The organism is Acidobacteriota bacterium (assembly GCA_016195325.1).
Lineage (GTDB): Bacteria > Acidobacteriota > Polarisedimenticolia > JACPZX01 > JACPZX01 > JACPZX01.
Genome location: JACPZX010000080.1, coordinates 21,282 through 47,143, shown reverse-complemented (window position 1 = coordinate 47,143; position 25,862 = coordinate 21,282). Strand labels below are relative to the sequence as shown.

The window sequence follows — 25,862 nt, the reverse complement described above, 5'->3', positions numbered from 1 at the left end:
GGTGCGGATCACGAGGGTGTCGCCGGCGATCTGCGCGTTGAAGAGGGCCTTCTCGTCCCTGGCGATGGGGAGGATCTTTCCGTCGGGGAGCTCCTGCGCGTACACGTCGCTCGTCGCCCATCCCTGTTGCACGCCGATGAGAAGATGCTTCCCGTCGTCCGAGACGCCGGCGCCGATCCAGTCGCCGGGTCCGTGCCCTTCGCCGAAGATCTCCCGGTCCGACTCGACGGGGGTGCCGAGCTTGTGGAACCGCACCCGCGCGCCGGTCGCGCGGCTGCGCCACGTGTAGTAGAAGCCCCCGCCATCGGGGGTCAGGGAGGCCTGGTCGTAGAGGGCGCGCGGGAAGACGTCCTTGAGATCGGTCCTCGTGTCCACGTCGAGGACGTGCAGCTCGACCTCGTCCTCGCCCCCTTTTCGCAGGCCATAGACGATCTTCCTCCCGTCGAGGGCGACGTCCATCAGGGTGACGTTCGTCGTGTGATCGTGGCTCAGCGCGTGCGGGTCGATCAGGACTTCGTCCTTCCCGTCGAGCCCTTCGCGCACGTAGAGGATGCTCAGGTCGTCCGCCGACCTCTTCTTCCAGACGAAATAGCGATTCCCCCCGTGCGTCGGCGAGAAGACGTGATCGACGCGCATCAGCTCGTCGAAGCGCTTCGCGATCGCCTGACGGGCGGGGCGGCCTTCGAGGAGCGATCGCGTGTAGGCGTTCTGCGCGTCGACCCAGGCGCGCGTCTCCGGGCTCTTCTGATCCTCGAGCCAGCGGTACGCGTCAGGAACCTCCACGCCGTGGAAGGTCTCCTTCAGGTCGACGCGGCGGGCGTCGGGGGGCTTCGGGGCGGACGGCTCGAGTACGGGCGAGGCGGGGGTGGCTGAGGCGAGCGCAACGAGGGCGGCGAGCGCGAGTTTTCGCATTTTGGAATCTCCCTGGAGGGGTAAGAGGTTAGCATGTGGGAGGGAGGTGGCGATGCCGGACGGATCCAGAGAATCCATCAAGAGGGCCGCTGTCACCCGACGCGACGGGCGCCTTCCCGACGCGCAGCGCGACTTCGCGGAGGCCGTCGCGCTTTGCCGCGTCGAGGGAAGCCCCCTCCGTCTCGCGCACACGATCCGTCACCTCGGCGACGTCCACCGAGAGGCCGGCCGCGCCGATCTCGCCGAGCCGTGCTACCGGGAGGCGCTCGAGATCTACCGGCGTCACCCCGAGGCGCCTCCCCTCGACCTCGCCAACGCGCTGAGACCCTTCGCCCTCCTCGAGGAGGCGCGTGGAGGAAACGATCCGGCCCGCGCGATGTGGGAGGAGGCGAGGGGGCTCTACGCGGCGGTCGGCGTCGCGGCCGGCGTGAAAGAGTGCGAGGAGCACCTCGCGAAGCTGGGAGGAAACCCGTGAGAGGAAGCATGAGCGTGCTCGTGGCTCTGGTGCTCGCGGGAGCCGCCCCCTTGCCCGCGGTCGACCTCCCACCTCCCCTGGCGCGCGTCCTCACCGACTACGAGCGCGCGTGGCAGGGGCACGACCCGGCCGCGCTCGCGGATCTATTCGCGGAGGACGGGCTCGTCCTCTCGAACGCGAGTCCGCCGGTGCGAGGCCGCGCGGAGATCCGGAAGCACTACGCCGCGGCCGGGGGTCCTCTCTCCCTTCGCGCGCTCGCGTTCGCAACGGACGGCTCTACCGGCTACATCATCGGAGGGTTTGCGGCGCACGCGGGCGAGCCCGACACCGGCAAGTTCACGCTCACGCTGCGGCAGGAAGCGGGCGGCCGCTGGGTCATCGTCTCCGACATGGACAACGGAAACAGCCGGCCGGAGCCGGTCGTCCTCGGGCAGGTCGAGAAGCTGCACTCCACGGTTCTCAACGAGGACCGGAAGTACCGCATCGCGCTTCCCGCGAACTACGCGGCGGCGATAGACCGGCGCTATCCAGTGCTCTACCTCCTCGACGGCGCCGAGGACTTCGTCCACACCGCGAGCTCCGCGGCCTTCCTCGCCGCCCACGGCGAGATACCGGAGATGATCGTCGTGGGCGTCGACAGCACGGTCCGCATCCGTGACTTCACTCAGACCGACTGGTCGAGCCATTGGATCGGCGGCGGCGGGGCGGCGAACTTCAAGCGGTTCCTCTCGGCCGAGCTGATGCCGGCGATCGAGGGTGCGTACCGCACCGACGGGTTCCGGATCCTCTCCGGGCACTCCGCAGGCGGGCAGTTCGTCCTCTACGGCCTCGCCTCGGACCCTTCGCTCTTCCGGGCCTACATCGCGCTCTCCCCGAGCCTCGACTGGGACGACCATCTGCCGCAGCGATCGCTTCAGCAGTCGTTCAAGTCCGCCCGCGAGCTGAAGGCCTTCCTGTACTTCGCGCGCTCCGACGACTCGGGGGCGGCGCTGGCCGACGACGAGAAGCTCGTGGACACGCTCCGGAACTTTGCCCCGCAGGGGTTCAGGTGGCACAGCGAGGCCTTCCCCCAGGAGACGCACGGCGGCATGCCCCTCCTCGCGCAAATCGACGCGCTCCGTCAGGTGTACCCGGGGTACCTCTTCCACAACGACATGCTGGAGAAGGGAATCGATTTCGCCGACGCGCACTTCCGGGAGGTCTCGAAGACGATCGGGTGGCCGCTGCCTGTACCGGAGCTGGTGATCAACGACCTCGGGTACGCGGCGCTGTCGAACGGAAAGACCGAGGAGGCCATCGCTCTGTTCAAGCGAAACGTCTCGGCCAATCCGAACTCGGCGAACGCGTGCGACAGCCTGGCGGACGGGTACGCGAAGGCGGAGCGGTGGAAGGAGGCGGCGGAGGCGGAGGAGAAGGCGGCGGCGCTGGCGGTGGAGTTCAAGCTGCCGAACCAGGCGTACTTCGCAGACCAGGCGAAGAAGTGGAGAGAGCGGCTCAGGCAAGCCTCGGCACCGACAACCCCTTGACCCACCCGTAGTACTCTGACCCCATGCGCATCCATCGCCGCCGCTTCCTGACCTGGTCCGCCGCCGCCGGGGCCGCCGGCGTCGCCGCCGCTTCGACCGCCCGATCGATCGCCGCCCCGGGGGCCGACAAGCCAGACCTCCCCCCCGTCCCAGCCGCCATCAAGTCCCTCAAGCCGATGAAGGACGGCATCGTCCCCATCACCGACGCCGAGCGAGCCGCCCGCCGCGAGAAGGCGAAGCGCCTCATGGCCGAGCACTATCTCTCCGCCGTGATCTTCGAGCCCGGCACCAGCCTCTACTACTACACCGGATTCAAAGGATGGTGGCCGAGCGAGCGCCCCTTCGTCGCCGTCCTCCCGGCGACGGGCGAGCTCGCGTACGTCTGCCCGGCGTTCGAGGAGGCGAGAGCAAGAGAACTCCTCGCCCCCGGAAGCGAAGTCCGCGTCTGGCAGGAGGACGAGAGCCCGTACAAAGTCGTCGCCGGCATCCTGAAGGATCGCGGCGTCACGACCGGCGCCGTCGGCGTCGAGGAGCGCTGCCGCTTCTTCGTGATGAATGGAATCCGCAAGGAGACGCCGAGCCTCGAGTACACCGACGCCACCGACGTCACCGCGGGCTGCCGCATGATCAAGTCGCCGGCCGAGATCGCGCTGATGCAGCGCGCGAACGACATCACCATCGCCGCCTACAAGGCGGCCCTGAGGACGCTGAGAGAGGGAATGACGCACGACGAGCTGGGGAGAAACATCAATGCGGCGTACGAGGCGCTCGGGTTCCAGGGGGATGCCTCGGTGAGCTTCGGCGTCTTCACCGCCTTCCCGCACGGGAGCATCCAGCCGCAGAGGCTGAAGGAAGGGGACGTCGTCCAGATCGACGACGGGTGCGCCGTCGAAGGGTACAGGTCCGACATCACGCGCACGACCGTCTTCGGCAAGGCGAGCCAGAGACAGAAAGACGTCTTTGACCTCGAGAAGGAGGCGCAGGCGGCCGCCTTCCGCACGGCGAAGCCGGGGATGCCGGCCGAAGCCGTGGACGCCGCGGCGCGGAAGGTCATCACCGACGCCGGCTTCGGGCCGGACTACAAGGTGCCCGGGCTCCCCCACCGCACGGGGCACGGCATCGGCCTCGACGGCCACGAGTGGACGAACTTCGTCCGCGGAAACAAGACGCCTCTCGCGCCGGGGATGTGCTTCAGCGACGAGCCGATGATCGCGATCTACGGCGAGTTCGGGATGCGCCTCGAGGACTGCCTTCACATCACCGAGAATGGCGCGAAGTTTTTCACCGAGCCGAGCCCGGCGATCGATCGGCCGTTCGCCTGAGGCCGGCGGCCGCGGGCGGCGGCGATCACGCGCCGTGCTTGAGCGACTTCACCATCGACTCGAAGGCGGCGCGCTGCGCCTGCACCGTGGCTTCGGGGCCCGTGAACTTGAAGTACCAGTTCGCATCGGGTCCCGGGGCGATGGCGCCGAGGAGGTGATATCCCGGCTTCGGCTGGCTCGGCGCCGCCCCCATCGTCATGCCGCCGTTGTACGTGCCGGCAACCTCGACGAGGGTGACCTTGAAACCGGCGACCTCGATCTCCGAGGTCTTCATGTTCTTTTCCGCGGGGCTTCCGTCCGGCATCGTGAACTGCGACGCCCATCGCTGGGCGTTCGCCATCGGGTCTCCCCCCTGTCCGGGGCCGAAGTAGAAGACGGCGCACTCGCCGTCGCCCCCCTTCCCCGGGACCTTGTACTGCGCGCGGCGCATCGAGGAGGCGGGAGGCTCTGCGATCCAGTCCGCGGGGGCGGTCCATGCGAGCGCCCTCTCGCCTTCGCCGGCTCCGGCGGGAATGGGAGGAAGACCCGGCGCCGAGGACGAGCCGGCCTGCCCGACGGCCGGATGCCCCGGGGGAAGAGGCGCGTTGGAATCGACGAGCGGCGGGGCCGCACGGTGCGCCGTCTGCGCCTGCAGCGGCGGGCTCGCGGAGGGGCTCTCGTAGGCGCTCTTCGAGGCCTCATGAGTGGAGCACGCCACGACGGCGATCGCGGTGGCGACAAGGACGACGGTCCGGCGAGTCCTGATCATCGGGATTCTCTCCTCAGTCTTGCGGCAACCCGCAGGATAGCGCGCCCGAGGGAGCCGTGCCTTTGCCGACAATCCAGAGCGCCGATTGACCGGGCGCGGCAGCGGACGATACTCTCCTTCTCGTGTTCGACCAGGAGGAATCTCTTTGAGACGCAGGCTCATCGGCATTGCCGCACTCATCTTTGCCCTGGGCGCCGCGCGTCTGGCGTCGGCGGGCGCCGCAAAGGCGGGCCCGGAATTCCTCGTCAACACCTACACGACGAGCTCCCAGTTCGAACCGTCGCTCGGCTTCGACGCCACGGGCCGTTTCGTCGTCGTCTGGGGAAGCTACTACCAGGACGGCTCGTACAGCGGCGTCTTCGCCCAGCGATTCGACAGCGCCGGCGCCAGGCTCGGAGTCGAATTCCAGGTCAATACCTACACGACGAACGGACAGAGGAGCGGCGCGGTCGGAGTCGACGCGGCGGGGAATTTCGTCGTGGTCTGGCAGAGCTATCCCCAGGACGGCTCGGGCACGGGTGTCTTCGCGCGGCGCTTCAACAGCTCCGGCGCCTCCCTCGGAGGGGAGTTCCAGGTCAACACCTACACGACCAACTTCCAGTTCTACCCGTCCGTCGCGATGAACGCCTCGGGCGCCTTCGTCGTCGTCTGGACGAGCAGCTACCAGGACGGCGACGGCGGTGGCGTCTTCGGACAGCGGTTCGACAGCTCGGGAGTCGCGGCCGGAGGGGAGTTCCAGGTCAACACCTACACGACCGGGTACCAGAGTCGCGCCTTGGTCGCCGTCGCCCCGGCTGGGAACTTCGTCGTGGCGTGGGACAGTTACCGACAGGACGGCTCGGGCCTGGGGATCTTCGCCCGCCGGTTCGACAGCGCGGGAACTCCGGGCGGAGGCGAGTTCCAGGTGAACACGTACACCACGTCCAGCCAGCTCTTCGCCACAGTGGCGATCGACGCCAACAGCCGCTTCGCGGTGGCCTGGACGGACTATGGCCACGAGGACGGCTCGTCGAGCGGCGTCTTCGCCCGCCGGTTCGACAGCGCGGGCTCGCCGCTCAGCGCCGAGTTCCAGGTGAACACGTTCACGACGAGCTACCAGTCGCGCCCGACGATCGGCATGAACGCGGCCGGCGCCTTCGTCGTCACCTGGCAGAGCTATCCTCAAGACGGCTCGGGGACCGCGGTCTTCGGCCAGCGGTACGACCCGACCGGGGCCGCGGCGGGCGCCGAGTTCCAGGTGAACACCTACACCACGAACAACCAGTACATGCCCGCCGTCGCCCTCCGAAGCTCCGGAGACTTCGTCATCGCGTGGACGAGCTACTTCCAGGACGGCGCGAACGCCGGCATCTTCGCGCAGCGCTTCGCCCCCACTTTCACGTTGACCTCGCCGAAGGCGAGCGCGACCTTGAGCTGCCATCCCCCCATTCTGGTGGGCCCGACCTTCGCGTGGGATGCCGCGGGGTACGACGTCTTCCGGGTGCTGATGTCCCCCGTCCCGGGTTTCCTCAAGGGGGCCGTCGTCACGAGCGGCACGAAGCTCCTCAAGAGCTCGACCTATCTGGTGCCGACCACCAAGTGGCAGAGTGCCTGCTCGAAGGCGCTGACCGCCGACCCGAACAACCCCATCCTCTTCATCGAGGTCTTCGGGGTCGACAAGAGCCTCCCGAAGAGCGACGTCAACAGGAAGAAGTTCACGCCGGCGATCCAGGTGACCGTCACGCCCTGATCATGGAAGGGTTCCCTTGAGACAGAAGCTCCTCGCGATCTCGATTCTCGCCGTCGCCCTCCTCGGCCCGCGATCCGCGTGGGCCGGCGCGGCGAAGTCCGGCCCGGAGTTCCAGGTCAACACGTACACGACGAGCTTCCAGTTCTCGCCGGCCGTCGGCGTCGATTCTTCCGGCCGGTTCGTCGTCGTCTGGATCAGCTACTACCAGGACGGATCGGGCGGGGGGATCTTCGCGCAGCGTTTCGACAGCGCGGGGGCGAAGCTCGGCAGCGAGTTCCAGGTCAACACGTACACGACGTTCGCACAGCGCAGCCACGCCGTCGCGGTTGACGGCGCGGGGAACTTCGTCGTGGTGTGGCAGAGCTACGGCCCGGACGCATCGGGCTCGGGGGTCATCGGGCGCCGATTCAGCAGCTCGGGCGCCGCGCTTGGCGGCGAGTTCGTCGTCAACACGTACACGACGAGCTACCAGTTCTACCCGAGCGTCTCGATGAACGCGTCGGGGGCCTTCGTCGTCGCCTGGTCGAGCTATCCTCAGGATGGATCTTCGTCCGGCATCTTCGGCCAGCGCTTCGACAGCGCGGGGGCCCCGGCGGGCGGCGAGTTCCAGGTCAACACCTACACCACCGGCTACCAGACGCGCGCCTCGGTCGCGCTCGCCCCAACGGGGAATTTCGTCGTGGTCTGGGACAGCTACGGGCAGGACGGCTCGTTCTCCGGGATGTTCGGCCAGCGGTTCGACAGCGCGGGGGTTGCGGCGGGAACGGAGTTTCAGGTCAACACCTTCACCACGTACAGCCAGTTCTCCGGCAAGGTCGCGATCGACGCCAACAGCCGCTTCACGGTCGCATGGACCGGCTACGGCCAGCAGGACGGCTCGGGAGGCGGCATCTTCGCCCGGCGGTTCGACAGCGCCGGAACCCCGTTCGGGTCGGACTTCCAGGTCAACACCTACACCGAGAACTACCAGAGCCGTGCGTCCATCAGCATGAGCCCGGCCGGCGCCTTCGTCGTGGCCTGGCAGAGTTACATGCAGGACGGCTCCAGCAACGGCGTCTTCGCCCAGCGCTTCGATGCGTCAGGCGTCCCCGCCGGGAGCGAGTTCCAGGTCAACACCTACACGACGAACTATCAGAGCTTCCCCGCGGTGGCGCTCCGTTCCACGGGGGATTTCGTGGTGACGTGGGGGAGCTACTTTCAGGACGGCGACTCGGGCGGCATCTTCGCCCAGCGCTTCGCCCCGACGTTCACCATCAGCTCTCCCCGGGCGAGCGCGACGATGAGCTGCCATCCCCCCATCCTGCAGGGACCGACGATCGCCTGGGACGCCGCAGGCTACGACGTCTTCCGCGTGCTGCTCTCGCCGGTTCCGGGGTTCCTCAAGGGCGCCGTCGTCACGAGCGGGACGAAGCTCCTCAAGTCGCCGTCGTACACATTGACGCCGACCAAGTGGTCGAGCGCCTGCTCGAAGGCGCTGACCGCCGACCCGAACAACCCGATCCTCTTCATCGAGGTCTTCGGCGTCGACAAGAACCTTCCCAAGAGCGACGTGAACCGGAAGAAGTTCTCCCCGGCGATCCAGGTGACCGTCTCGCCCTGACGGAGCCGCGCCCGCGGCCGCCTATCGGAAGTCGCGGATCAGGACGACGTCCTCGATCGCCTCGCCGTACGTGAAGAAGAGGTCCTTCGCGTCGGGTCCCCACGCGGCGTAGAAGATGACGCCGGTCTTGAAGTCGGTGACCTGGACCGGTTCACCACCTCCCGCCGGCGACGCCCAGAGGTTCCTGATTCCCTCCAGCTCCCTGAGGATCGCGAGCCTGGACGTGCGCCCGATGCCGGTGCCAGCGATGCGACCCTCCTTGAAATGCGTGATTGGCACGGGGTCGCCTCCCGCGATCGGCTGGCGGTAGACGTCTTCGGCAGCGCCAACCCCCCTGACGAAGGTCAGAGCCTTGCTGTCCGGCGCCCAGTCGACTTTGTTGGCCCCGGGAAGAAGATCGAGCCTCGCAACCGGTTGCCCCCCCGCCGCGGGGAGGATCACGCTGACGGCGCGATACAGGCCGCCGATCTTCCTCGACGCCCCATACCACACGAGCTTGCCGTCGGGTGAGTAGCTCACGGCGCCGTCGAGGTCCTCGGCCATCCGGATCGGCTCACCTCCCTCCGCCGGCATCGACCAGAGTTGGCCGGGCTGGCCGAACCGGCTGAACAGAATCGTCCGCCCGTCGGGCGAGACGCTCTTGAGATCTTCGCCGGCGCCGTCCGTGAGGCGCTTCGAGCGCTCGTCGCCCGATCCGGCTCGCCAGATGTGGGGGACACGATCGTCTCCGAATTGCATGTAGAAGACCGCGTCCGTCAGGAAGCGCGGCGCGAAGACGGCCCCCGACCCCGCGGAGAGCAACTGCCGGTTTCCCCCGTCGGCGCCAACCCTGAAGAGAGCCGGGGAATCGCCCCCCCTGGCGACGAAGACGATCGTGCCGTCCCGCCAGATGTCGAACAGGCCGATGGCGCCGTTGGCGCCTGCGTCCCGGGTGATCTGGCGAAGCTTTCCCGCTCCCGTGGCCGGAACCACCCAGACGTTCGCCGTGCTCGACCGCCGGATCGCGGCAAGGCTCTTCGCGTCCTTCGAGACGCTGAGGTTTGCGTACTCGCTCTGGTCGTTGGTGAGCCGCCGAACGCGTCCCTCCGGGTACGAGATCAACCAGAGCTGCGCGGCGGCGCCGAGCTGATTTCCGGGGAAGACGAGGCCGCTGCCGTCGGGAAGCCACGAGATCTCGGAGACGAACGGCACCCGGTCGTCGCCGAGGCGCTCCTGCTTTCCGCTGTCCGGGTCGAAGAGAAAGATGCCGGGCGTCGGATTCGGTTGAAGATTCACGGCGCCCACGGCGATGCGTCGGCCGTCCGGTGACCAGGAGGGCCGCCCCGAGAACTCGCCCGCCGCCTTCTGCGTCGCGAGGATCTTCTCCGCCCCCGACTCGAGATCGAGGACGACGAGATGATCCTCATGCTACTGCGGGGCGCCCCGACGGAAGCAGACTCTCCTGCCGTCCGGAGCGAACGACACGGCGGTGTCGACATCGAAGCCGCGCTTCTTCGATGGCCCGCCCAGGGAGGGAACCTGGAAGAGGGTGTGGTAGAGCGGATGCTCCGGATCACGGCCCTGGTAGTAGAGGTAGTCTCCGTCGAGGGAGAAAGTCAGCCCCTCGATGTCCGCGTCCTGAGGCTTCAGGATCTCGACGTCCCCACCGGTCGCTACTTGCCGGACCCTGAGGCTCCACCGCCCCTCGCGACCCACAGGCCGACAGCGCGTCGTATTCCTCGACGATCTCCCGCAGCTCGATCGCCAGATCCTTCATCGACTGAAGGCGCTGGTCGGCGCTCTTCGCGAGGCAGCGGCGGATGAGCCGCCTCACCTCCGCGGGCGCCGCCGGGTTCAGATCCTCCACCGGTGCCGGCTTCTCGTTCAGGATCTTGTGCATCGTCTCGACGTTCGACTCGGCGATGAACGGCCGCCGCCGCGTCGCGGCTTCGTACAGGACACAGCCGAACGAGAAGATGTCGGAGCGGTGATCGACCGCCTTCCCTCTCACCTGCTCCGGGGACATGTACCCCACGGTGCCGAGGACGACGCCGGCGCTCGTGCCGTCCTTCACCTCGGTCGGCGCCGAGCTCAGCTCCGGGTCCGCCTCGCGCTTCTCCGTGAGCTTCGCCAGGCCGAAGTCGAGGACCTTCGCGTAGCCGTCCCTGGTGACCATGATGTTGCCGGGCTTGAGATCCCGGTGGACGATGCCCGCCGCGTGCGCCTTCGCGAGCCCCTCGGCGGCCTGCGCGAGCCAGCCGAGGAGCGTGCGCAGGTCGGTCTTCTCCTGATGGATTTTCGCCGTCAGCGTGTCGCCGCTGACCAGCTCCATCGAGATGAAGTGGACCGCAGGCGAGCGATCGCCCGACTCTCCCTCCCCCTTCGGGCGCACCCGATCCTGGCCGATCTCGTAGATGGTGACGATGTGCGGATGGCTGAGGGACGAGGCCGACTTCGCCTCGAGGACGAAGCGCCTCAGGCGCTCCTCGTCCTTCACGAGCGAGGGCGGGAGGATCTTCAGCGCGACGTTTCGCTCGAGGGTCAGATCCTGCGCGAGGTAAACCTCACCCATCCCGCCGGCGCCGAGGGGCCCGATGATCTTGTAATGGGAGATGACGTCTTCCGGCTGGAGGGTTCGGCTCATGGCGTCATGTTACTCGAACTCCTCCAGCATCCAGACGTCGCCCCCGCGGGGGAGGAAGCGGTCGAAGGAGACGAGGGTTCCGTCCGGCGACCAGACCGGGTAATCGATCCGCACCTCGTGGTCGTCGAACTCGAAGACCGCCTCGGGCTTCGCGCCTCCGATCGGCGAGACGTGGAGCGTCTTGTGCCCTACGACGTCGAGGATCCTGGACGCATCCGGCGAGAGCGACATGTGCGCTCCCCCCGCGATCTCACCCATCGCCTCGGGCTCGCCCCCTTCCACCGGCACGCGCAGCGTCGCCGGGCGCGCGCCGGGACGGCGGAAGATCACGAAGCGCCCGTCGCGCGTGAAGCGAAGGAAGTGCCCCGTGACGCCGACGCTCGTGAGACACCTCGGCTCGCTCCCGTCCGCGCGCATCACCCAGACCTCGAACCGTCCCTCGCGATCCGACTGGTACGCGATGAGGCGGCCGTCGGGCGAGAAGAAGGGGTTGATCTCGATGCACGCCGGCGGGGAGAGCGATGTCAGCGCGCCGCTCGCGAGATCGACCGTCCAGATCCCCGGCGTCCTCGCGCGCGACGAGAAGAAAGCGAGCGCCCGGCCGTCGGGAGACCAGCTCGCCTGGTAATCCCCGCCCGGTCCCTCGGTGACCTGCCTCGAGGCGCCCGCCGCGAGATCGTGGACCCAGATGTTCATCGCGCCCGCCCGATCCGAATTGAACGCGATGCGGCGGCCGTCGGGGGACCAGGCGGCGCGGCTGTCCTCGCGCGACGTGGCGATGATCTTGCGCGGCGCCCCCGCCGGGCGCCCCGAAGCCGGTTCGACCGGCAGCGCCCAGATCGACGCGTTCTGCTTCAGAATGGAGAGGGCGAGCCGCGAGCCATCCGGTGACGGCGCGACCTCGAGATCCTGTCCCGCGCCCGTCGTCACCTGCTCGGGGGCCGAGGCGGCCGACCCGTCGTCGCCGACGCCGACCCGCCACACGTTCAGCCCGCCGCTGCGGTAGGACGAGAAGTAGACGTGGCGGCGGCGCGCCGACCAGCATGGGTTCAAGTCGTTCCACGGGGAATCGGTGACCGCGACCGAGCGCCGGCTCGCGAGATCCACCGCGCCGACGCTGAGGCGTGTTCGCTCGATCTTCTGGTAGACGAGTCGCCGGCCGTCGGGGGACCAGCGCGGCCTCACGTGCGCCACCGCCTCGGAGGCGTCCTCGCTGATCTGCGCCGGGTTGTGCCCTCGCCTGTCGATCACCCACAGGCGCCTCGGCCCGGCCCATGACGCGTCGACGGCGACGCGATCGCCGTGGGGGGACCACGCGGGGTTGAAGGCCCCCTCGAGCCAGCGCGACTCGCGCCCCGCGGCGACGTCGAGCGACCAGATGTCGCCGTCGTCGTAGGCGCCGAAGAGGTCGGCGGGCTCGAGGCGGCGCCCGGCCGGCCGGGCGCGGACGAAGAGGAGCGTTCCGCCGTCCGGAGACCACGACGGCTGGATGTCGTCGTGCGGGCCGGCCGTCGCCTGCAGGGCATCGGCGCCGATCCGCTGCCGGAAGATCTTCCGGACGCCCTCGGTCTCGCGCGTGAAGGCGATCTCGTCTCCCCGCGGCGACCAGGCGGGCATCCCCTCCAGCTCGTCGGCGAAGGTGATCTGCGTGAGGCGAGGATGGCGGACCGCGCGTCCTCCCGATTTCCCGGCGTCGAGCACCGCGGTGATCTCGCGGCGCGCGTCGGCCGCGGTGATGGTCCGCGGCGCCGCGTCCTTCTCGAGGCACCGATCCAGGACCGCGCGAACCGCGGGAGGGACATCGGCCGGGAGCGCGGCCCAGTCGGGAGATCCCCGCAGCGTCGCCGCGAGGGCATCGGCGGCCGTGGGCCCCGGGAAGGCGCGCCGTCCCGCAAGCATCTCGAAGAGAAGGCAGCCGAAGGCCCAGAGGTCCGCCGCCTCGCCCACGCGCAGCCCTCGAGCCTGCTCGGGGCTCATGTACCCGGGGGTCCCGAGAAGACGGCCGGCCGCGGTCATGCCGGCGGCGCGCGTCTCGGCCGTCTCGGCGTCCACCCCGGTCGTGTCGGGGCCGAGGGCCCGCGCGATCCCGAAGTCGAGGACCTTCACACGTCCCGCGGGGGTGACCTTGACGTTCGACGGCTTCAGGTCGCGGTGGATCACGCGCGCGGCGTGCGCCGCCTCGAGAGCCTCGGCGATCTGGATCGCGATCCCGAGCGCCGCGTCCAGGCTCGGGGACGTCTTCTCCACCCAGTCCCCGAGCGTGTCCCCGTCGACCAGCTCGAGGATGGCGAAGCGGATCCCCCCCGATTGCTCGAAGCCGTGGATGGTCGCGATGTGGGGGTGATTGAGGGAGGCGAGGAGGCGGGCCTCGCGCTCGAACCGGAGCGCCGCCTCCGGACCGGCGAGCCGGGGGTGGATGACCTTCAGCGCGACCTCGCGCCCGAGCTTCGTGTCGCGCGCGCGGTAGACCGCGCCCATGCCCCCCGCGCCGAGGAGGGAGACGATCTCGAAGTCTCCCAGCCTCGACCCGGGCTTCAGATCCGTTCCGGAGTCATGGGCCACGATCGCCCCGCCCCCGCGCGCCCGTCACTTCCCGCGCGCCAGCTCCTCGTCGATGATGGCCGTGAAGGACTCGAGCGGGGCGGCGCCGTTGAGGAATCGCCCGTTGATGAAGAAGGCGGGGGTGCCCGACACGCCGAGACCGCTTCCCTCGGCGACCGACTTCGCGACCGCCGCCTTCGACGCCCCCGTCTCGAGGCACGAGCCGAACTTCTCGGCGTCGAGCCCGACCTCCTTCGCGAAGTCCTTCAGCTTGTCCTTGACGAGATTCGTCTGGTTGGCGAAGAGCTTGTCGTGGTACTCCCAGAACTTCCCCTGCACGCGCGCGCACTCGGCCGCCTCGGCCGCGTTCTGCGCGTTGTTGTGGATGGTGAGGGGGAAGTTGCGGTACGCGAAGCGAATCTTGCCCTTGTACTTCTCCTGGAGCTGCGTGAGGGTCGCACCGACCCTCGAGCAGTACGGTCACTGGAAGTCGGAGTACTCGATCATCTGGATCGCCGCGTCCTTCGGCCCGACGACGGGGTCGTTGTCGGCGATCGCGAGCTGGACGCGGGGCGGATCGAGGAGGATGTGCACCGGCGTCTTCGCCTTGAGCGTGTCGAGGAGGTCCATCGTCGCCTTCTGCGTCTTCTGCGCGACGAGGAAGTCCTTGATCTGCCCCTTCACCTGGTCGAGCGTGGCGTTCCCCATGCGGTTCTTGTTCTGGTTGAAGAACGACTCCACGTCGGCGTCGGTGGTCGGCGTCACGCCGGCGGCGAGGTCGGCTCTGAGCTTCTCGAACGTGGTCCCGCGCGTCGTCGCCTCGGCCGTGAGCAGCCGATCGTTGATGAGCGATTGGAGCGCGTTGTGTCGCGCGTCGTAGAAATCCTGGAACGCCTTGGCGTTCGTCTTGCGGAGATAGTCGTCCATCTCCTGCAACGTGACCTTCTGCCCGCCGATCTCGGCCGCGACGCTCTTGTCGTCCGCCGCGCGCGCCGCAGGCTGGCACGCCAGCGCCGTCGCCGCCGCCATGGCGAGCAATCCCGCTCCCAGTCTCAAGCTCTCACCTCCCCGCGGCGCCGCACATCCGACATCCCCACGGTCCGCCGCGACCCCGCATGATACACGCCGTCAGAAGTAGAAGCCCGCCCCGAGCTGCCAGCTCCGGCCCGGCCGGCGGACCGAGGCGGCGAACCCGGGGGCGAGCGCGCCGCTCGGTGAGACGAGACCCGTCAGCTCCGTCCCGTGCTGATCGAGCAGGTTGCGCGCGGCGATCTCGGCCCCCAGCTGGACCTTCCCGACCTGGAAGCGCTTCGCGAGCCGAGCGTCGAGGTTCCAGGAGTTCCCGTTTCGCTGATCATTGCGCGCGCCTGTGGGGAAGACCGCCCTCTGGTTCAGGTTCCCCGCGTTGTCCTCGTCGAAAACCTGCGAGGCGATCGAGAATGGGATTCCGCTCTCCCACCTGAGATCGATCCCGGCGTCCACGCCGTGGGGGAGCGTGCCGGTCGCCGCGAGCACGACGCGATGCCGCTGATCCCAGTCCAGCACGGCGCGCTCGAGCGAGCGTTGGGCGGGATCATCCAGCGAAGGGGCGATTGTCGAGCCGGCCTGTCCGGTCGCGTGCGACAGGGTGTAGCTCCCCTGGAGCTGCCATCCCGCGGACAGGTGCTTCACGACCTCGAGGGTCGCGGCGCGGTACGCGGCGTCGTTGAAATTCCCGATCCGGAGGACCTGGTTGAAGTAGGGATTGACGACGTAGAGATCCGTGAGCCCGTTGGGGGCGCCGCCGAAGGTCGCCCCGAACAGATCGTCTCCGATAATGACGTTGCCGTTGGGATCGAGCCCCGCGGGACACACCTGGCGCGGGTCCGTGCCGTAAACGCCTCGGTACTGGCGGCACGTCACGTGGTTGCGATCCGCGTCCTGCAGCAACCCGTCCGCCTTCCGCCGGGTGTAGCTGACCCTCACCCTCCACGTCGTGGAGAGCTCCCGGGCGGCGCCGATCGTCAGATCGTCGGTCCTCGGCGTCCGGAGATCGCGATCGACCTGCTGGATCGTCGCCGCCGAGCCAGGGGCGGAGAGCTGCCCCGGCTGGAACTGCGCCGTGAGACGATCGGGGGTGAAGACGTATTGGACCAACGAAGGCGCCGATTCCTCCGTGAGAGGCCGAAGGTAGAGCCGGTCGAAGTAGCGCCCCCACGTCGCGGAGAAAACCGTCTTCCCTCCCTGCGAGGCGCTGGACGCCCACGGATCCCACGAGAGGCCCACCCGCGGCGACAGATCCGCGTTCCGCGTCACAACCGTCTCGCTCAGCCTCTGCGACGGCTGCGTGAGGGGTCGCAGATACACGCGGCCGTCCGACCCCTCGTCGAATCGCTTGTCCTTGTTCGTGTCGTAGCGGCGGATCGAAGCGGGCGTGGACCCGTCGAGCTGGAAGATGAGATTGGCCGGCGTGCCGCGTCCCGGGACGATTCCCGGACAGACGTTGAACGCGTTGCTGATCCCGCCCGCCTGGGCGATCCGGAGCCCTTCGGCGCAGAGCGCCTCGAGAATCCCGAACGAGCGGATCTGTTCGACGTGGGGATCGAATGACGTGAACCCGGCCGAGTCGACATCCTGCCGGTCCATGCGCAGCGCACCCTGGAGGACCAGACCTTCACCGACCTTCCATCTGTCGCTCAACCAGGCGCCCGCGGCGAGACCGTTTGCGCTCACGGACGGTGTGGAGGGGGTGGGCACCAGGAAGAGCTGACTCCCGGTGACCGCGTTCGGAAGGGGCTGCCCGAACGGATCCCGGCACGCCGGGCACGGCGTCGACTGGTTGACGAGCAGCGGGTTCTCCACGAGATCGTCGGAGTAGGCCTCGAGATCCGCCTCCAGCCCGACGAGGACTTCGTGGCGCCCCCTGCCTCCGTCCGGAACGAGGGTCACATCCGCCCTGAAGGACCTCCGCGTTCGCGCGTCATCGGTTCGCGACTCGATGGGTCCCGTGGTCTCGCCGGTGAAGGCGTCGAAGTATGAGATCGAGATCGGGCCGAGCGCCGGGTCGCAGTTGGAGATGAGCAGGCTCGGATTGCCGCCGAAGGAGCACTCTCGCGTCGGGTAGACCGCCATCGTCCGCGCGGGATCGAATCTCACAGGTCGCCGCGCGATGCGCACCGTGTGGAACAGGTCGCTCATCGGTCTCACGGCAAGGCCCGAGTCCAGCGACTCTCCCCGCAGCTCGAGGAGCACCCCCGCCGACAGCTCCTGCCGCCACGCGAGCTGCAGCGCGCGCGCGTGCTGGGCCAGCGTGCCGCCCGACTCCGGGTCGATCCCCGGTCCGGCGAAGACGCCGCCGAACTCCAGCGGCGAGGCGATGTAGCTCACGTCGAGAAGCCGCCCGGGGGAAGGAATCCACGAGAGCTTGACGAACTCGTCGGATCCGTGCACCGGCCGATCGAACGAACTCCCAGGCGATTCCTCGCGCAGCGCATTGTCGATCCACGCGTGATTCGCGAAGTACCAGAGACGCCCCCTGCGGATCGGCCCCCCCGCCGTCATCGAGGCCGTGAGATCGTGGAACTTCTGTGCCGGCGCCGTCGCCCCTTGAAACGTGTCGCCGAGGTCGTTCGTCCCGTCGCCGTCGAGCGCGTTCCCGCGCCAGAACATCTCCGCCGATCCGGCGAATGCGTCGTTCCCCGAGCGAGTCGCGATCGGCGCGAGCCCTCCGTCGAATCGTCCGTAGCGACCGTCGCCGTCGGTCGCCGTGACGCCCACGGCCCGGAGTGCGTCGAGATCGAGGCCCAGGGCCGCGCCACCGTCGACAGGATCGGTGATGTCGAAGCCGTCGAGACGGAACTGCACTCCCGTGTCCCGCGCGCCGGCGACGTTCAGGTAGCCGTCCCGGTCGACATCGGTGACACCCGGTGCGAGCGTGAGAATGTCCGTGAACCTCCGGCCGACGAGGGGAAGAGACTCGAGGAATTCTCTGTCGAACGTCGCGGAGCGCGGGGAATCGGTCCCGGCCGGGGTGTCCGCGTCAGGTGGACCGGCGATCGAGGAATCGATGGCGGGGCGCTTCGCGGGTGGCCGGCCCTCCGCGCGCCGAGCGGGCGGGCTCGAGCTGTCGTCACCGGATGATGCGGCGAGCGTCGATCTCGCGGCGGAGCACGCGAGGAGCACAACCCCCACGGCAAAGCCCTCGCGCCAACGAATCATCTTCCCCCCCCCCGGACTTTTCGGGTCGGCCCGCGAAAGCGCTGCGGCGGGCGCGCGCGCGGCTCCAGGGGCGAGATGGAAATCCCGACAATGAATTAATCGCAGAGTATCGCCCGTGCGACGAAGGGTCAACCGCGCCCGCGGCAGCCGCGCGCGAATCTCGGTTGCCCCACCGGGCGATCCGCCTAGATTGTCTCGCGGGGATTGGGAGAAAACGCAGAAGGCCGACGTGTCATCGAAGGACTCGACCGCGACCGGAACCGGCGCCATCACGCTCCTCCCCGACGCCGTGGGCCGCTATCTCCTCAGGACGCAGCTCGGGAAGGGCTCGATGGGCGAGGTGTGGCGGGCGGAAGACCCGCAGATCGGGCGGCCCGTCGCGATCAAGCTCCTGAACGTCCCCGAAGGGCTGAGCGCGGCCGATCGCGGCGAGTGGGAGGAGAGATTCCTGAGGGAGGCGCGCGCCGCAGGGCGCCTGTCGCACCCGGGGATCGTCGCGATCCACGACGTGGGGAAGAACGACGAAGGTCGCCCCTTCATCGTGATGGAGCTCGTCGAGGGACGCAGCCTCGATCGGATGATGAAGGAGCAGGCCGCCCGGAAGCCCTCGACCGTCCTCGCGTGGGGGGTGCAGCTCGCCGAGGCGCTCGACGCCGCCCACCGGCGGGGGGTCGTCCATCGCGACATCAAGCCCGCCAACATATTGATCGACGACGAGGGGCGCGCCCGCATCGCGGATTTCGGGATCGCGCGCGTCTCGGAGTCGGAGCTGACGAGGGAAGGGCTCTTCCTCGGCTCGCCCGCGTACGCCTCCCCCGAGCAGATCCGCGGCGCGGCGGTGGACGGAAGGTCCGACCTCTTCTCGCTCGGCGCGACGCTCTACACCCTTCTCGCGGGGGTCCGTCCCTTCCGCGGCGACGACATGACCGCCCTCGCCTACGCGATCTGCCACGTCGATCCCGATCCGCCGAGCCGGCACGCTCGCGGCCTCCCCGAGGGATGCGACGGGGTGATCCTGAAATCAATGGCCAAGGACCCCGCCGCGCGCCAGGCCACCGCCCGCGCTCTCGCCGACGACCTGGGCGCCGTCGCGGGGGGGCGCCGGATCGCCCCCGTCGAGGCCACGAGAACCTCCCGCGCTCCCGGCGCGGCGCCCCCCCCGTCCGGAACGCGCGAGAGTTTCGAGAAGCGCGCCGAGGTCGCCGGGTCCGCGGCAGGGCGTCTCGTGGCCCGATCGGCGGTCCTCGCGGCCCGCGCCGCGCAGGCCGCAGGGCGCGCCGCCGTCAGGTTCGCGAAGTTCGCGATCCCACTCGTCCGCCGCGGCGGGTCCGCCGTCCTCTCGTCGCTCGGGCGCGCCGCGCGGGCAGGCGCCCGTCTCTGGGCGCGCGGATGGAAGATCGGCCCCAGGGCTCGCGCGTCGATGGTCGCCGCCGCGCTCGTCGTCGCCGCGCTGCTCGGGCTGGGAGCGCGCGGGCTCCTCGCGCGCGGACGCGCATCGACCTCGAAGCTCCTCGAAATCGCCGGATGGCGGCATGACGACGAGGCCGGGGATCTCGTGATCGTCACGGGGGAAGGGGCGCCGGTCACGATCCGGATCGCGCACAGCGTCACGCGCGGGCGGCTCACCGTGTGGGCCGACGGCCGCCGCATCCTGGGGCAGGATCTCGCCGCCGACGCGAAGCAGGTGCACGCCTTCGGGGCCAAACTCCTCACGTACCGCAAGGCGACCGCCGAATGGCCGGTGCGCCTCGCGGGGGGGTCGCACGCCGTCCGCGTGCGCGTGACCGACGACGCGGCCGACGCGCCGCTCGAGGAGAGCCTTGCGGTCGACGTCGATCCCGGCGGGCGGTACGTGCTCGACGTCCACGTGCGATCGTGGCCGACGCGCGGACTCAGCCTCGACCTGTCGAGGGACTGAAGCCGCGAGCCGGAGCCCGTCAGGCCGAACGGCGGCGGAACCCCGACACCAGCATCGCGTCGTAGACAGCCAGCGTCCACGTGAGCCCGATCGCGAAGAGCGTTCCCATCCAGACGGCCGAGCCGTCGGGGGCCAGGAGATCCTCGCGCCCCGACTCCACGATGAGCCTCGGGAGGGGCGAGAGCGTCATCAGCACGATCGCGTAGGCCTCGACCAGACCGCAGAAGAGGAAGAACGCCGCCTTCTCCATCTGCCCGTTCAGCGCCTGGCCCCACCCGGGGACGATCATCGAGGCGAGCGCCGGCACCGCGGCGACTCTCACGCCGTCGAAGCGTCCCGACTGCCGCTCCGCCTCGTGATACGCCTGGGCCGCACCCGCCGCGAGCATGCCGATGAAGACGACGTCGACGGCCGCCGCCGCCGTGAAGATCTGGGTCTCGGTGATCGAGAAGATCTCGCCGATCTTGAGGGCGTACGGCCAGAGGGCCCGCGCCGACCAGTGCAGCGTGACGGCGAAGGCCTGGGTCAGGAAGAACATCGCGGCGAGGCGCGTCTGCCCGTTCGCGAGCTGCCCCGATCCGCTGATGAAGAGAGAAAGCGTGAAGGCGACCGGCGGTGAGCCGGCGCGAGCCCTCCGCGGCGCGGCGACGGCCGCGGGAGCGGCGACGGCCGCCGCGACCGGCCGAGGGCCCTTCCTGGCCACGGGATCCGGGCGCAGGGAGTCGAGGAAGTTCTCCTCGGGGAGCACGTAGACGTCGTCCTGTTGCGGCATCGGACCTCCATGGGATTCGGGGCGAGTGGTTCTGAAGGGCGGTGGCCCGAAGATAGGGCGGCTCCCGATCGGATGCGAAAGGCGACCCCTGGGACAATCGTCCGACTCCGGACGGTCAAGGCCGACAGTCCGGAGAATCCCGCGTTCGGGGGGCTCTCACGCCTTCGGTGAACCCCGGCCGGCGCCGCGGGCGAGGCTCCACTTCAGCGCGGAGGGGGTGATCATCGTCGTGACGATCACCATCACCACGATCGCGGAGAAGGTCGCCGCATCGATGACGCGCTCGCCGTGCAGCGTGAGCCCCAGCCCGACGTTTGCGAAGATCAGCCCGACCTCGCCCCGCGGGATCATGCCGATCCCGACGGTGAGGCGATCCACGCCTTTCCCGACGACCCCGAGGGCGCAGACCTGCTTCCCGAGGATGGCGGCCAGGGTGAGGGCTGCGGCGAGGCCGAGGACGCCGGGGGTCGCGAAGGCGCGGAGGTCGGTCCGCATCCCCATCAGGACGAAGAAGACCGGGACGAGGAAGGCCGAGATCGGCTCGACGAGCTGGTCGAGCGAGCGCTCGCCCCGCTTTTCGAAGTCGCGGGTGTGCGTCTCCTCGAGGATCAACCCCGCGGCGAAGGCGCCGACGATGGGCGCGAGGCCGATGCCGTCGGCGAGCCACGCGAGAATGAAGCAGAACGACAGCCCGGTCGCGAGAAGGACGCCGCGCGCGCGGAGCTTCGACGCGACGTGAAAGAGCCTCGGCGACAGATACGCGCCGAGGAGGATCGCCCCCCCGAGGAAGAGGGCCGCCTTCACGAGCGGGGCCAGGACCTGCATCCACGACACCGCCTCCCCCGCATTGGCCGAGGCGATGAGACTCGTCACGGCGGCGAGGACGACGAGACCCTGCACGTCGTCGATGACCGCCGCGCCGAGCACGATCCGCGCCTCCGGCGTCGCGAGCCGGCCCAGATCCTTGAAGACGCGCGCCGTGATGCCGACGCTGGTGGCGCAGAGGACCGCGCCGAGGAAGAGGTGGAGATGCCAGCTCTCGTGCGGCAGGAGCCACGCCCCCACTCCCCACCCCAGGGCCATGGGCGCGATGACGCCCAGTGTCGCCACGATCAGCGACGAGAGGCCGACCTTCATCATCTGGGAGACCGTCGACTCGAGACCCACCTCGAAGAGAAGGATCACGACTCCAAGCCGGCTGAGGACGTCGAGCGTGGGATCGCCTCTCAGGCCCGCGAGCCAGGGAAAGACGCCGGCGGGGATGTTTCCGATCGCGATTCCCGCCATCAGCTCGCCGAGCACCGCGGGCTGCCCCGCCCGCACGGCGAGATCACCCCCGAGCTTCGCGGCCAGGAGAACGACGGCGAGCACGAGGAGCAGCGGGGCAATGACGTCGTGGGTCATGGGGTGCGTGAGAATCCTAAAGTGCCACTTTAAACTTCTCAAAGCCGGCCGCACTCCGATTCACTACGATCGCGCCTCCGGCCGCCGGATAGTTTACCCTCGCGCCTTCGAAGGCCGCGTCCCCGTCCCGTGGAGGCGACGATGAACGACGATGCGACGAAGCCCGGCGACCACCCCTCGACCGCAACCGCCCCGAGGCGGCGCGAGATGCTCAAGGCGCTCGCGGCGGCGGGCGCCGTCTCGGCCGTCTTCGGGCGGGCGCTCGTCGCCCTCGCCGACGAGAAGGCCGCCGTCACCGACGAGATGATCCGGCAGGCGGAGTGGGTGTCGGGGATCGCGCTCGACGACGCGCAGCGGAAGCTGATGCTCGACGACGTGAACGAGACGCTCCAGGGGTACGCGAAGTCGCGCGCGGTCGCGATCGACAACGGCGTCGCGCCGGCGCTGATGTTCGACCCGGCGCCCTTCACGGCGCCCGGCGTCGATCGGGGGCGCGTGACCTCCCCCGGCCGTCCCGCGCCGCGCGTCGGCGGCGATGACGACATGGCCTTCGCCTCCGTCGCGGATCTCGGGGCGCTCCTGCGCGCGCGAAAGATCTCCTCGGTCGACCTCACGAAGCTCTACCTGAAACGCCTCGACCGTTACGACCCGATCCTCAAGGTCTCGATCACGCGCACCACCGACCTCGCCCTCGAGCAGGCGGCGAAGGCCGATCGCGAGATGGCGGGGGGCCACGATCGCGGGGCGCTCCACGGCATCCCGTGGGGGGTCAAGGACCTCTTCGCGGTCCCCGGATTCCCCACGACCTGGGGGGCGGAGCCCTACCGCGATCAGGTGCGGAAGGAGCGGGCGACGGTCGTCTCGCGGATCGACGAGGCGGGAGGCGTTCTCCTCGCGAAGACGGCCGTCGGCGCGCTGGCGTGGGGAGACGTCTGGTTCGGCGGGATGACGAGGAATCCGTGGAAGACCGAGCAGGGGTCGAGCGGCTCGTCGGCCGGCTCGGCCTCGGGAACCGCCGCCGGGCTCTTCGGCTTCGCCATCGGCACCGAGACGCTCGGAAGCGTCGTCTCCCCGAGCACGCGCTGCGGGACCACGGGGCTGCGCCCCACCTTCGGGCGCGTCAGCCGGTTCGGCGCGATGGCGCTGTCGTGGTCGATGGACAAGGTGGGGGTCCTTGCGCGCTCCGCCGAGGATTGCGCCCTCGTCTTCGGCGCGATCCACGGCGCCGACCCGCTCGACGCCTCCGCCGTGACGCAGCCTTTCTCGTGGCCGTCGCCGCGGGCCCCGCGATCGCTCCGCGTCGGGTACGTGAAGAGCCTCTTCGACGAGGACCGCGGCGCGGAGATCAAGGACGAGGCCCAGAAGGCGCGCGCCCGCGAGTGGCAGGAGATCGACGACCGCGCGCTCGAGGCGCTGAGGACGCTCGGCATCGAGCTCGTCCCGATCGCGCTGCCGAAGAGCTACCCGCTCGACGGCCTCGGGGTGATCCTGCGCGCCGAGGCGGCCACCGCCTTCGACGAGCTGACGCGCACCGGCCGCGTCGCAGAGCTGAAGCGGCAGACCGCCGACGCCTGGCCGAACGTCTTCCGGCAGGCCCAGCTCATCCCCGCGGTCGAGTACCTGCGCGCGAACCGGATCCGCCGGCTCGTCATGACCGAGATGGAGCAGATCATGAGCGGCATCGATCTGTACGTCTCGCCGACGTACTCGGGGAGCAATCTCCTCCTGACCAACCTCACCGGCCACCCCCAGGTGGTCTTCCCCGACGGCTTCCGCGCGAGCGACGGGACGCCGGTGAGCCTGACGCTGACGGGGCGCCTCTTCGGCGAAGCGGAGATCCTGTCGGTGGCCCGCTCCTTCCAGCAGGCCACCGACCATCACCTGAGGCGCCCCGACATCAAGCCGCCCGTGGAGCCCGCTACCTGACGTTCACCACGTCCACCTCGCTCAGCTCGACGGCGGTGGTGTTGACGATCTTCCCCATCACGCGGAAATAGAGGCTCGGCGTGCCGCGCTTGCAGAGGTTGGCCCACGACTTCCGCGAGGGGATCCACGACGTCGTCTTCAGCATGGTGTTCCCGCTCGAGACCATGTTCGCGAAGCTCGGGTCCGAGCCGATCATGATCTTGAAGCGGTTGTAGACCTCCGGCGACCACGTCACCGTCGGCGCCGGATCGGCGCAGGTGATCTCCCCGTTCAGCGGGAAGGTGACGGTGATGTCGCACGCGTCCCCGCCCTCGGCGTCGCCGTCGGAGTTCTCCTGCCCCGGGTTGTAGACGAGCGGGCAGTTGTCGGCGGCGTCGCAGACCCCGTCGAGATCGGCGTCGCCGCCGGCGCAGGTGTCGCACGCGTCGCCAATCCCATCGCGGTCGGAGTCGACCTGCGACGGGTTGTAGACGCTGACGCAGTTGTCCGAGGCGTCGCAGACGCCGTCCTCGTCGACATCGGCGCCTCCGGGACAGGCGTCGCACGCGTCGCCGATCCCGTCGCCGTCGCCGTCGGCCTGCCCCTCGTTGAAGACGGCCGGGCAGTTGTCGCAGGCGTCGCCGACCCTGTCCCCGTCGAGGTCCTCCTGGAGCGGGTTGACCACCGCCGGGCAGTTGTCGAGCGTGTCGATCACCCCGTCCCCGTCGGTGTCGGTTCCGGTCGGCGGCGGGGGAGGCGGCGGCGCGGTGCAGGCGCCGCCGACGCAGCACAGCGAGCCGAAGTCCGACGACGGCACGAAGGCGCCGCCTGCGCAGACATCGCCGGCCGAGCAGCCGGCTCCCGACAGGGCGGCGCACGTCTGGATCACGCCGCCGAGCGCGAGGGCCAGCCGCTGGACGACGCCGGTGTCGTAGGGATCGCGGGGGAGGGCGCCCGCCCCGGTGGTGACGCCGTCACCGAAAAGGACCGCCGGGAGATCGGCGACGGGGGTCTCGGTGATCGGAGGCATCGGGATCGGCGTCGCCACGGTCCCCATCGCGTTGATGTCCACGCGGGCGCTTCCCTGCGGCGGGGCGACGTTGCCGCTCGTGTAGACCGGCCCGGCCGCATCGAGGACGAGGGCGTTGTTCGGGAAGACGCTCGAGAGGTAGATGTTCTTCACCACGTTGGCGCTCCCGTTGAAGCGGATGCGCGTCCCGTAGTTCGTCCATTCGGTCATGATGTTGTTCCGGAGGTCGACGTTCGGCGCGATCACCCCCGACGCGACGCTCCCCGAGACCTGTGGATTTCGCTGGTCGTTGTGCGTCAGGATGTTGTGGTGGACCGTCACGCGGTCCGCGAACTCCCCCACCACAGCGCCGAGGTCGCCGCTGCTCCCGGTCCCCGAGATCAGGATCCCCTTCCCGGAGTTCAAATAGGCCGGCGTGTTCGCCTCGGCGATCAGGTTCCACGAGAGCGTCACGTTCGTCGGGCGCCCCGCCCCCGCCGTGCCGCCGTACACGCCGATCGACTCGTCGCTCGCCCGCGTGACGGAGCAGTGGTCGATCCAGATCCGGTCGTTCCGCTCGTAGATCATGATCCCCGGGATGTTCGCCGCACGGTCGTACTGATCGCGGCTCCGGATGCTCCGCACGATGACGTTGCTGGTGTCGCGGATCTCGATCTGGTCGAGCCGGATCGTGATCCCGGGCGCCGGGGCGGTCGATCCGTCGACGGTCACGTTGCTCACGTTCCGGATCATCAGCTTCGACACGAGGTCGATCGTGCCGCCCACGGCGAAGCGGACCTGCCGGTTGCTCCCCGACACGGCCCACCTGAGGCTGCCGACGATGGGCGTCTGCGTCGTCCAGTCGTAGTCGGCGAGGGTGGTGACGGTGACGACCGGGTAGCCGGCGCCGCCGGTGGTCGCCGAGCCGAACCCCTCGGGGCTCTGCGCGCGCGCCGCGGAGAGCGAGGCGCACGCGACGAACGCGGCGGTGGCGACGGATTGCGTGACGGCGCGCGCGAGGCGCCGCTTGGATCCGGACATGGCTGTGGCGTGGTGCATGGGTGGACCTCCCATCGCATAGGGAGCGCGGGCGTCGTCGAGCGTCGGGGGCAGGGGCTCCGCCTCGGGCGCGTCGCACGCTCGTCGGGTTATCGCGGGGCCTGGGGGCTGTGGGCGAACGG

Annotated in this window: 17 protein-coding genes and 2 pseudogenes; 7 read left to right on the top strand and 12 right to left on the bottom strand. The window is 69.4% G+C overall.

Annotation, left to right across the window (positions count from 1 at the left end):
- Positions 1-912 (bottom strand): S9 family peptidase (locus HY049_15160; protein ID MBI3450239.1); only part of this gene is annotated, 912 nt, incomplete at its 3' end.
- A 52-nt stretch (positions 913-964) separates the two neighbouring features.
- Here HY049_15160 and HY049_15155 point away from each other — a divergent pair.
- From HY049_15155 to HY049_15145, 3 genes are read left to right on the top strand one after another with little or no spacing between them, the layout of a single operon-like run.
- Positions 965-1,387 (top strand): tetratricopeptide repeat protein, encoded by a 423-nt coding sequence (locus HY049_15155; protein ID MBI3450238.1) that lies wholly within the window; start codon positions 965-967, stop codon positions 1,385-1,387.
- A gap of 8 nt (positions 1,388-1,395) precedes the next feature.
- Positions 1,396-2,913 carry an SgcJ/EcaC family oxidoreductase gene (locus HY049_15150; protein ID MBI3450237.1) on the top strand — a complete coding sequence of 506 codons (1,518 nt, stop codon included), beginning with the start codon at positions 1,396-1,398 and terminating at the stop codon, positions 2,911-2,913.
- Between the two features lie 23 nt (positions 2,914-2,936).
- A complete protein-coding gene (locus HY049_15145; protein MBI3450236.1) occupies positions 2,937-4,235 on the top strand; it encodes an aminopeptidase P family protein in 1,299 nt (432 codons plus the stop codon).
- 25 nt (positions 4,236-4,260) lie between these two features.
- Here HY049_15145 and HY049_15140 read toward each other — a convergent pair whose 3' ends face one another.
- Positions 4,261-4,983 carry a hypothetical protein gene (locus HY049_15140; GenBank protein ID MBI3450235.1) on the bottom strand — a complete coding sequence of 241 codons (723 nt, stop codon included), beginning with the start codon at positions 4,981-4,983 and terminating at the stop codon, positions 4,261-4,263.
- A gap of 145 nt (positions 4,984-5,128) precedes the next feature.
- Here HY049_15140 and HY049_15135 point away from each other — a divergent pair, with 145 nt between their 5' ends.
- Together HY049_15135 and HY049_15130 are read left to right on the top strand one after the other, a co-directional pair.
- Positions 5,129-6,712: a hypothetical protein gene (locus HY049_15135; GenBank protein MBI3450234.1), complete on the top strand. Its 1,584-nt coding sequence runs from the start codon at positions 5,129-5,131 to the stop codon at positions 6,710-6,712.
- A gap of 16 nt (positions 6,713-6,728) precedes the next feature.
- Positions 6,729-8,312, top strand: a complete 1,584-nt coding sequence (locus tag HY049_15130; protein ID MBI3450233.1) for a hypothetical protein — start codon at positions 6,729-6,731, stop codon at positions 8,310-8,312.
- Between the two features lie 21 nt (positions 8,313-8,333).
- Here HY049_15130 and HY049_15125 read toward each other — a convergent pair whose 3' ends face one another.
- The 7 genes and pseudogenes from HY049_15125 to HY049_15095 form a co-directional block, all read right to left on the bottom strand.
- Positions 8,334-9,587, bottom strand: a complete 1,254-nt coding sequence (locus HY049_15125) for a PD40 domain-containing protein (protein MBI3450232.1) — start codon at positions 9,585-9,587, stop codon at positions 8,334-8,336.
- 9 nt (positions 9,588-9,596) lie between these two features.
- Positions 9,597-9,671 (bottom strand): annotated as a pseudogene (locus HY049_15120) (PD40 domain-containing protein).
- 193 nt (positions 9,672-9,864) lie between these two features.
- Positions 9,865-10,935: a serine/threonine protein kinase gene (locus HY049_15115; GenBank protein ID MBI3450231.1), complete on the bottom strand. Its 1,071-nt coding sequence runs from the start codon at positions 10,933-10,935 to the stop codon at positions 9,865-9,867.
- A gap of 9 nt (positions 10,936-10,944) precedes the next feature.
- Entirely contained in the window at positions 10,945-13,497 is a 2,553-nt protein-coding gene (locus HY049_15110; GenBank protein MBI3450230.1) for a serine/threonine-protein kinase, read from the bottom strand.
- Positions 13,498-13,521: 24 nt separating this feature from the next.
- Positions 13,522-13,953 (bottom strand): annotated as a pseudogene (locus HY049_15105) (thioredoxin domain-containing protein).
- A gap of 3 nt (positions 13,954-13,956) precedes the next feature.
- Positions 13,957-14,532, bottom strand: coding sequence for a hypothetical protein (locus tag HY049_15100; GenBank protein MBI3450229.1), 576 nt, complete (start codon positions 14,530-14,532; stop codon positions 13,957-13,959).
- A 72-nt stretch (positions 14,533-14,604) separates the two neighbouring features.
- Positions 14,605-17,646: a hypothetical protein gene (locus HY049_15095; GenBank protein MBI3450228.1), complete on the bottom strand. Its 3,042-nt coding sequence runs from the start codon at positions 17,644-17,646 to the stop codon at positions 14,605-14,607.
- A gap of 256 nt (positions 17,647-17,902) precedes the next feature.
- On the opposite strand from HY049_15095, the gene HY049_15090 reads away from it, so the two are divergent.
- Positions 17,903-19,591: a serine/threonine protein kinase gene (locus tag HY049_15090; protein MBI3450227.1), complete on the top strand. Its 1,689-nt coding sequence runs from the start codon at positions 17,903-17,905 to the stop codon at positions 19,589-19,591.
- A gap of 19 nt (positions 19,592-19,610) precedes the next feature.
- Here HY049_15090 and HY049_15085 read toward each other — a convergent pair whose 3' ends face one another.
- Together HY049_15085 and HY049_15080 are read right to left on the bottom strand one after the other, a co-directional pair.
- A complete protein-coding gene (locus HY049_15085; protein ID MBI3450226.1) occupies positions 19,611-20,363 on the bottom strand; it encodes a hypothetical protein in 753 nt (250 codons plus the stop codon).
- A gap of 156 nt (positions 20,364-20,519) precedes the next feature.
- Complete coding sequence (locus HY049_15080) at positions 20,520-21,767, bottom strand: cation:proton antiporter (protein ID MBI3450225.1); 1,248 nt, start codon at positions 21,765-21,767, stop codon at positions 20,520-20,522.
- A 141-nt stretch (positions 21,768-21,908) separates the two neighbouring features.
- Between HY049_15080 and HY049_15075 the strand changes: the two genes are divergently transcribed.
- Positions 21,909-23,693: an amidase gene (locus HY049_15075; GenBank protein ID MBI3450224.1), complete on the top strand. Its 1,785-nt coding sequence runs from the start codon at positions 21,909-21,911 to the stop codon at positions 23,691-23,693.
- Here the strand turns inward: HY049_15075 and HY049_15070 are convergent.
- Positions 23,686-25,755, bottom strand: a complete 2,070-nt coding sequence (locus HY049_15070; protein ID MBI3450223.1) for a thrombospondin type 3 repeat-containing protein — start codon at positions 25,753-25,755, stop codon at positions 23,686-23,688. The two genes, HY049_15075 and HY049_15070, sit on opposite strands and share 8 nt — an antisense overlap.
- Positions 25,756-25,862 lie beyond the last annotated feature (107 nt).

Bases quoted from the DNA above. Each gene is read 5' to 3' on its own strand.
- HY049_15115 (MBI3450231.1), bottom strand. From the start codon at position 10,935: ATGAGCCGAACCCTCCAGCCGGAAGACGTCATCTCCCATTACAAGATC.
- HY049_15150 (MBI3450237.1), top strand. From the start codon at position 1,396: ATGAGCGTGCTCGTGGCTCTGGTGCTCGCGGGAGCCGCCCCCTTGCCC.
- HY049_15075 (MBI3450224.1), top strand. From the start codon at position 21,909: ATGAACGACGATGCGACGAAGCCCGGCGACCACCCCTCGACCGCAACC.
- HY049_15155 (MBI3450238.1), top strand. From the start codon at position 965: ATGCCGGACGGATCCAGAGAATCCATCAAGAGGGCCGCTGTCACCCGA.
- HY049_15145 (MBI3450236.1), top strand. From the start codon at position 2,937: ATGCGCATCCATCGCCGCCGCTTCCTGACCTGGTCCGCCGCCGCCGGG.
- HY049_15080 (MBI3450225.1), bottom strand. From the start codon at position 21,767: ATGACCCACGACGTCATTGCCCCGCTGCTCCTCGTGCTCGCCGTCGTT.
- HY049_15085 (MBI3450226.1), bottom strand. From the start codon at position 20,363: ATGCCGCAACAGGACGACGTCTACGTGCTCCCCGAGGAGAACTTCCTC.
- HY049_15070 (MBI3450223.1), bottom strand. From the start codon at position 25,755: ATGGGAGGTCCACCCATGCACCACGCCACAGCCATGTCCGGATCCAAG.
- HY049_15140 (MBI3450235.1), bottom strand. From the start codon at position 4,983: ATGATCAGGACTCGCCGGACCGTCGTCCTTGTCGCCACCGCGATCGCC.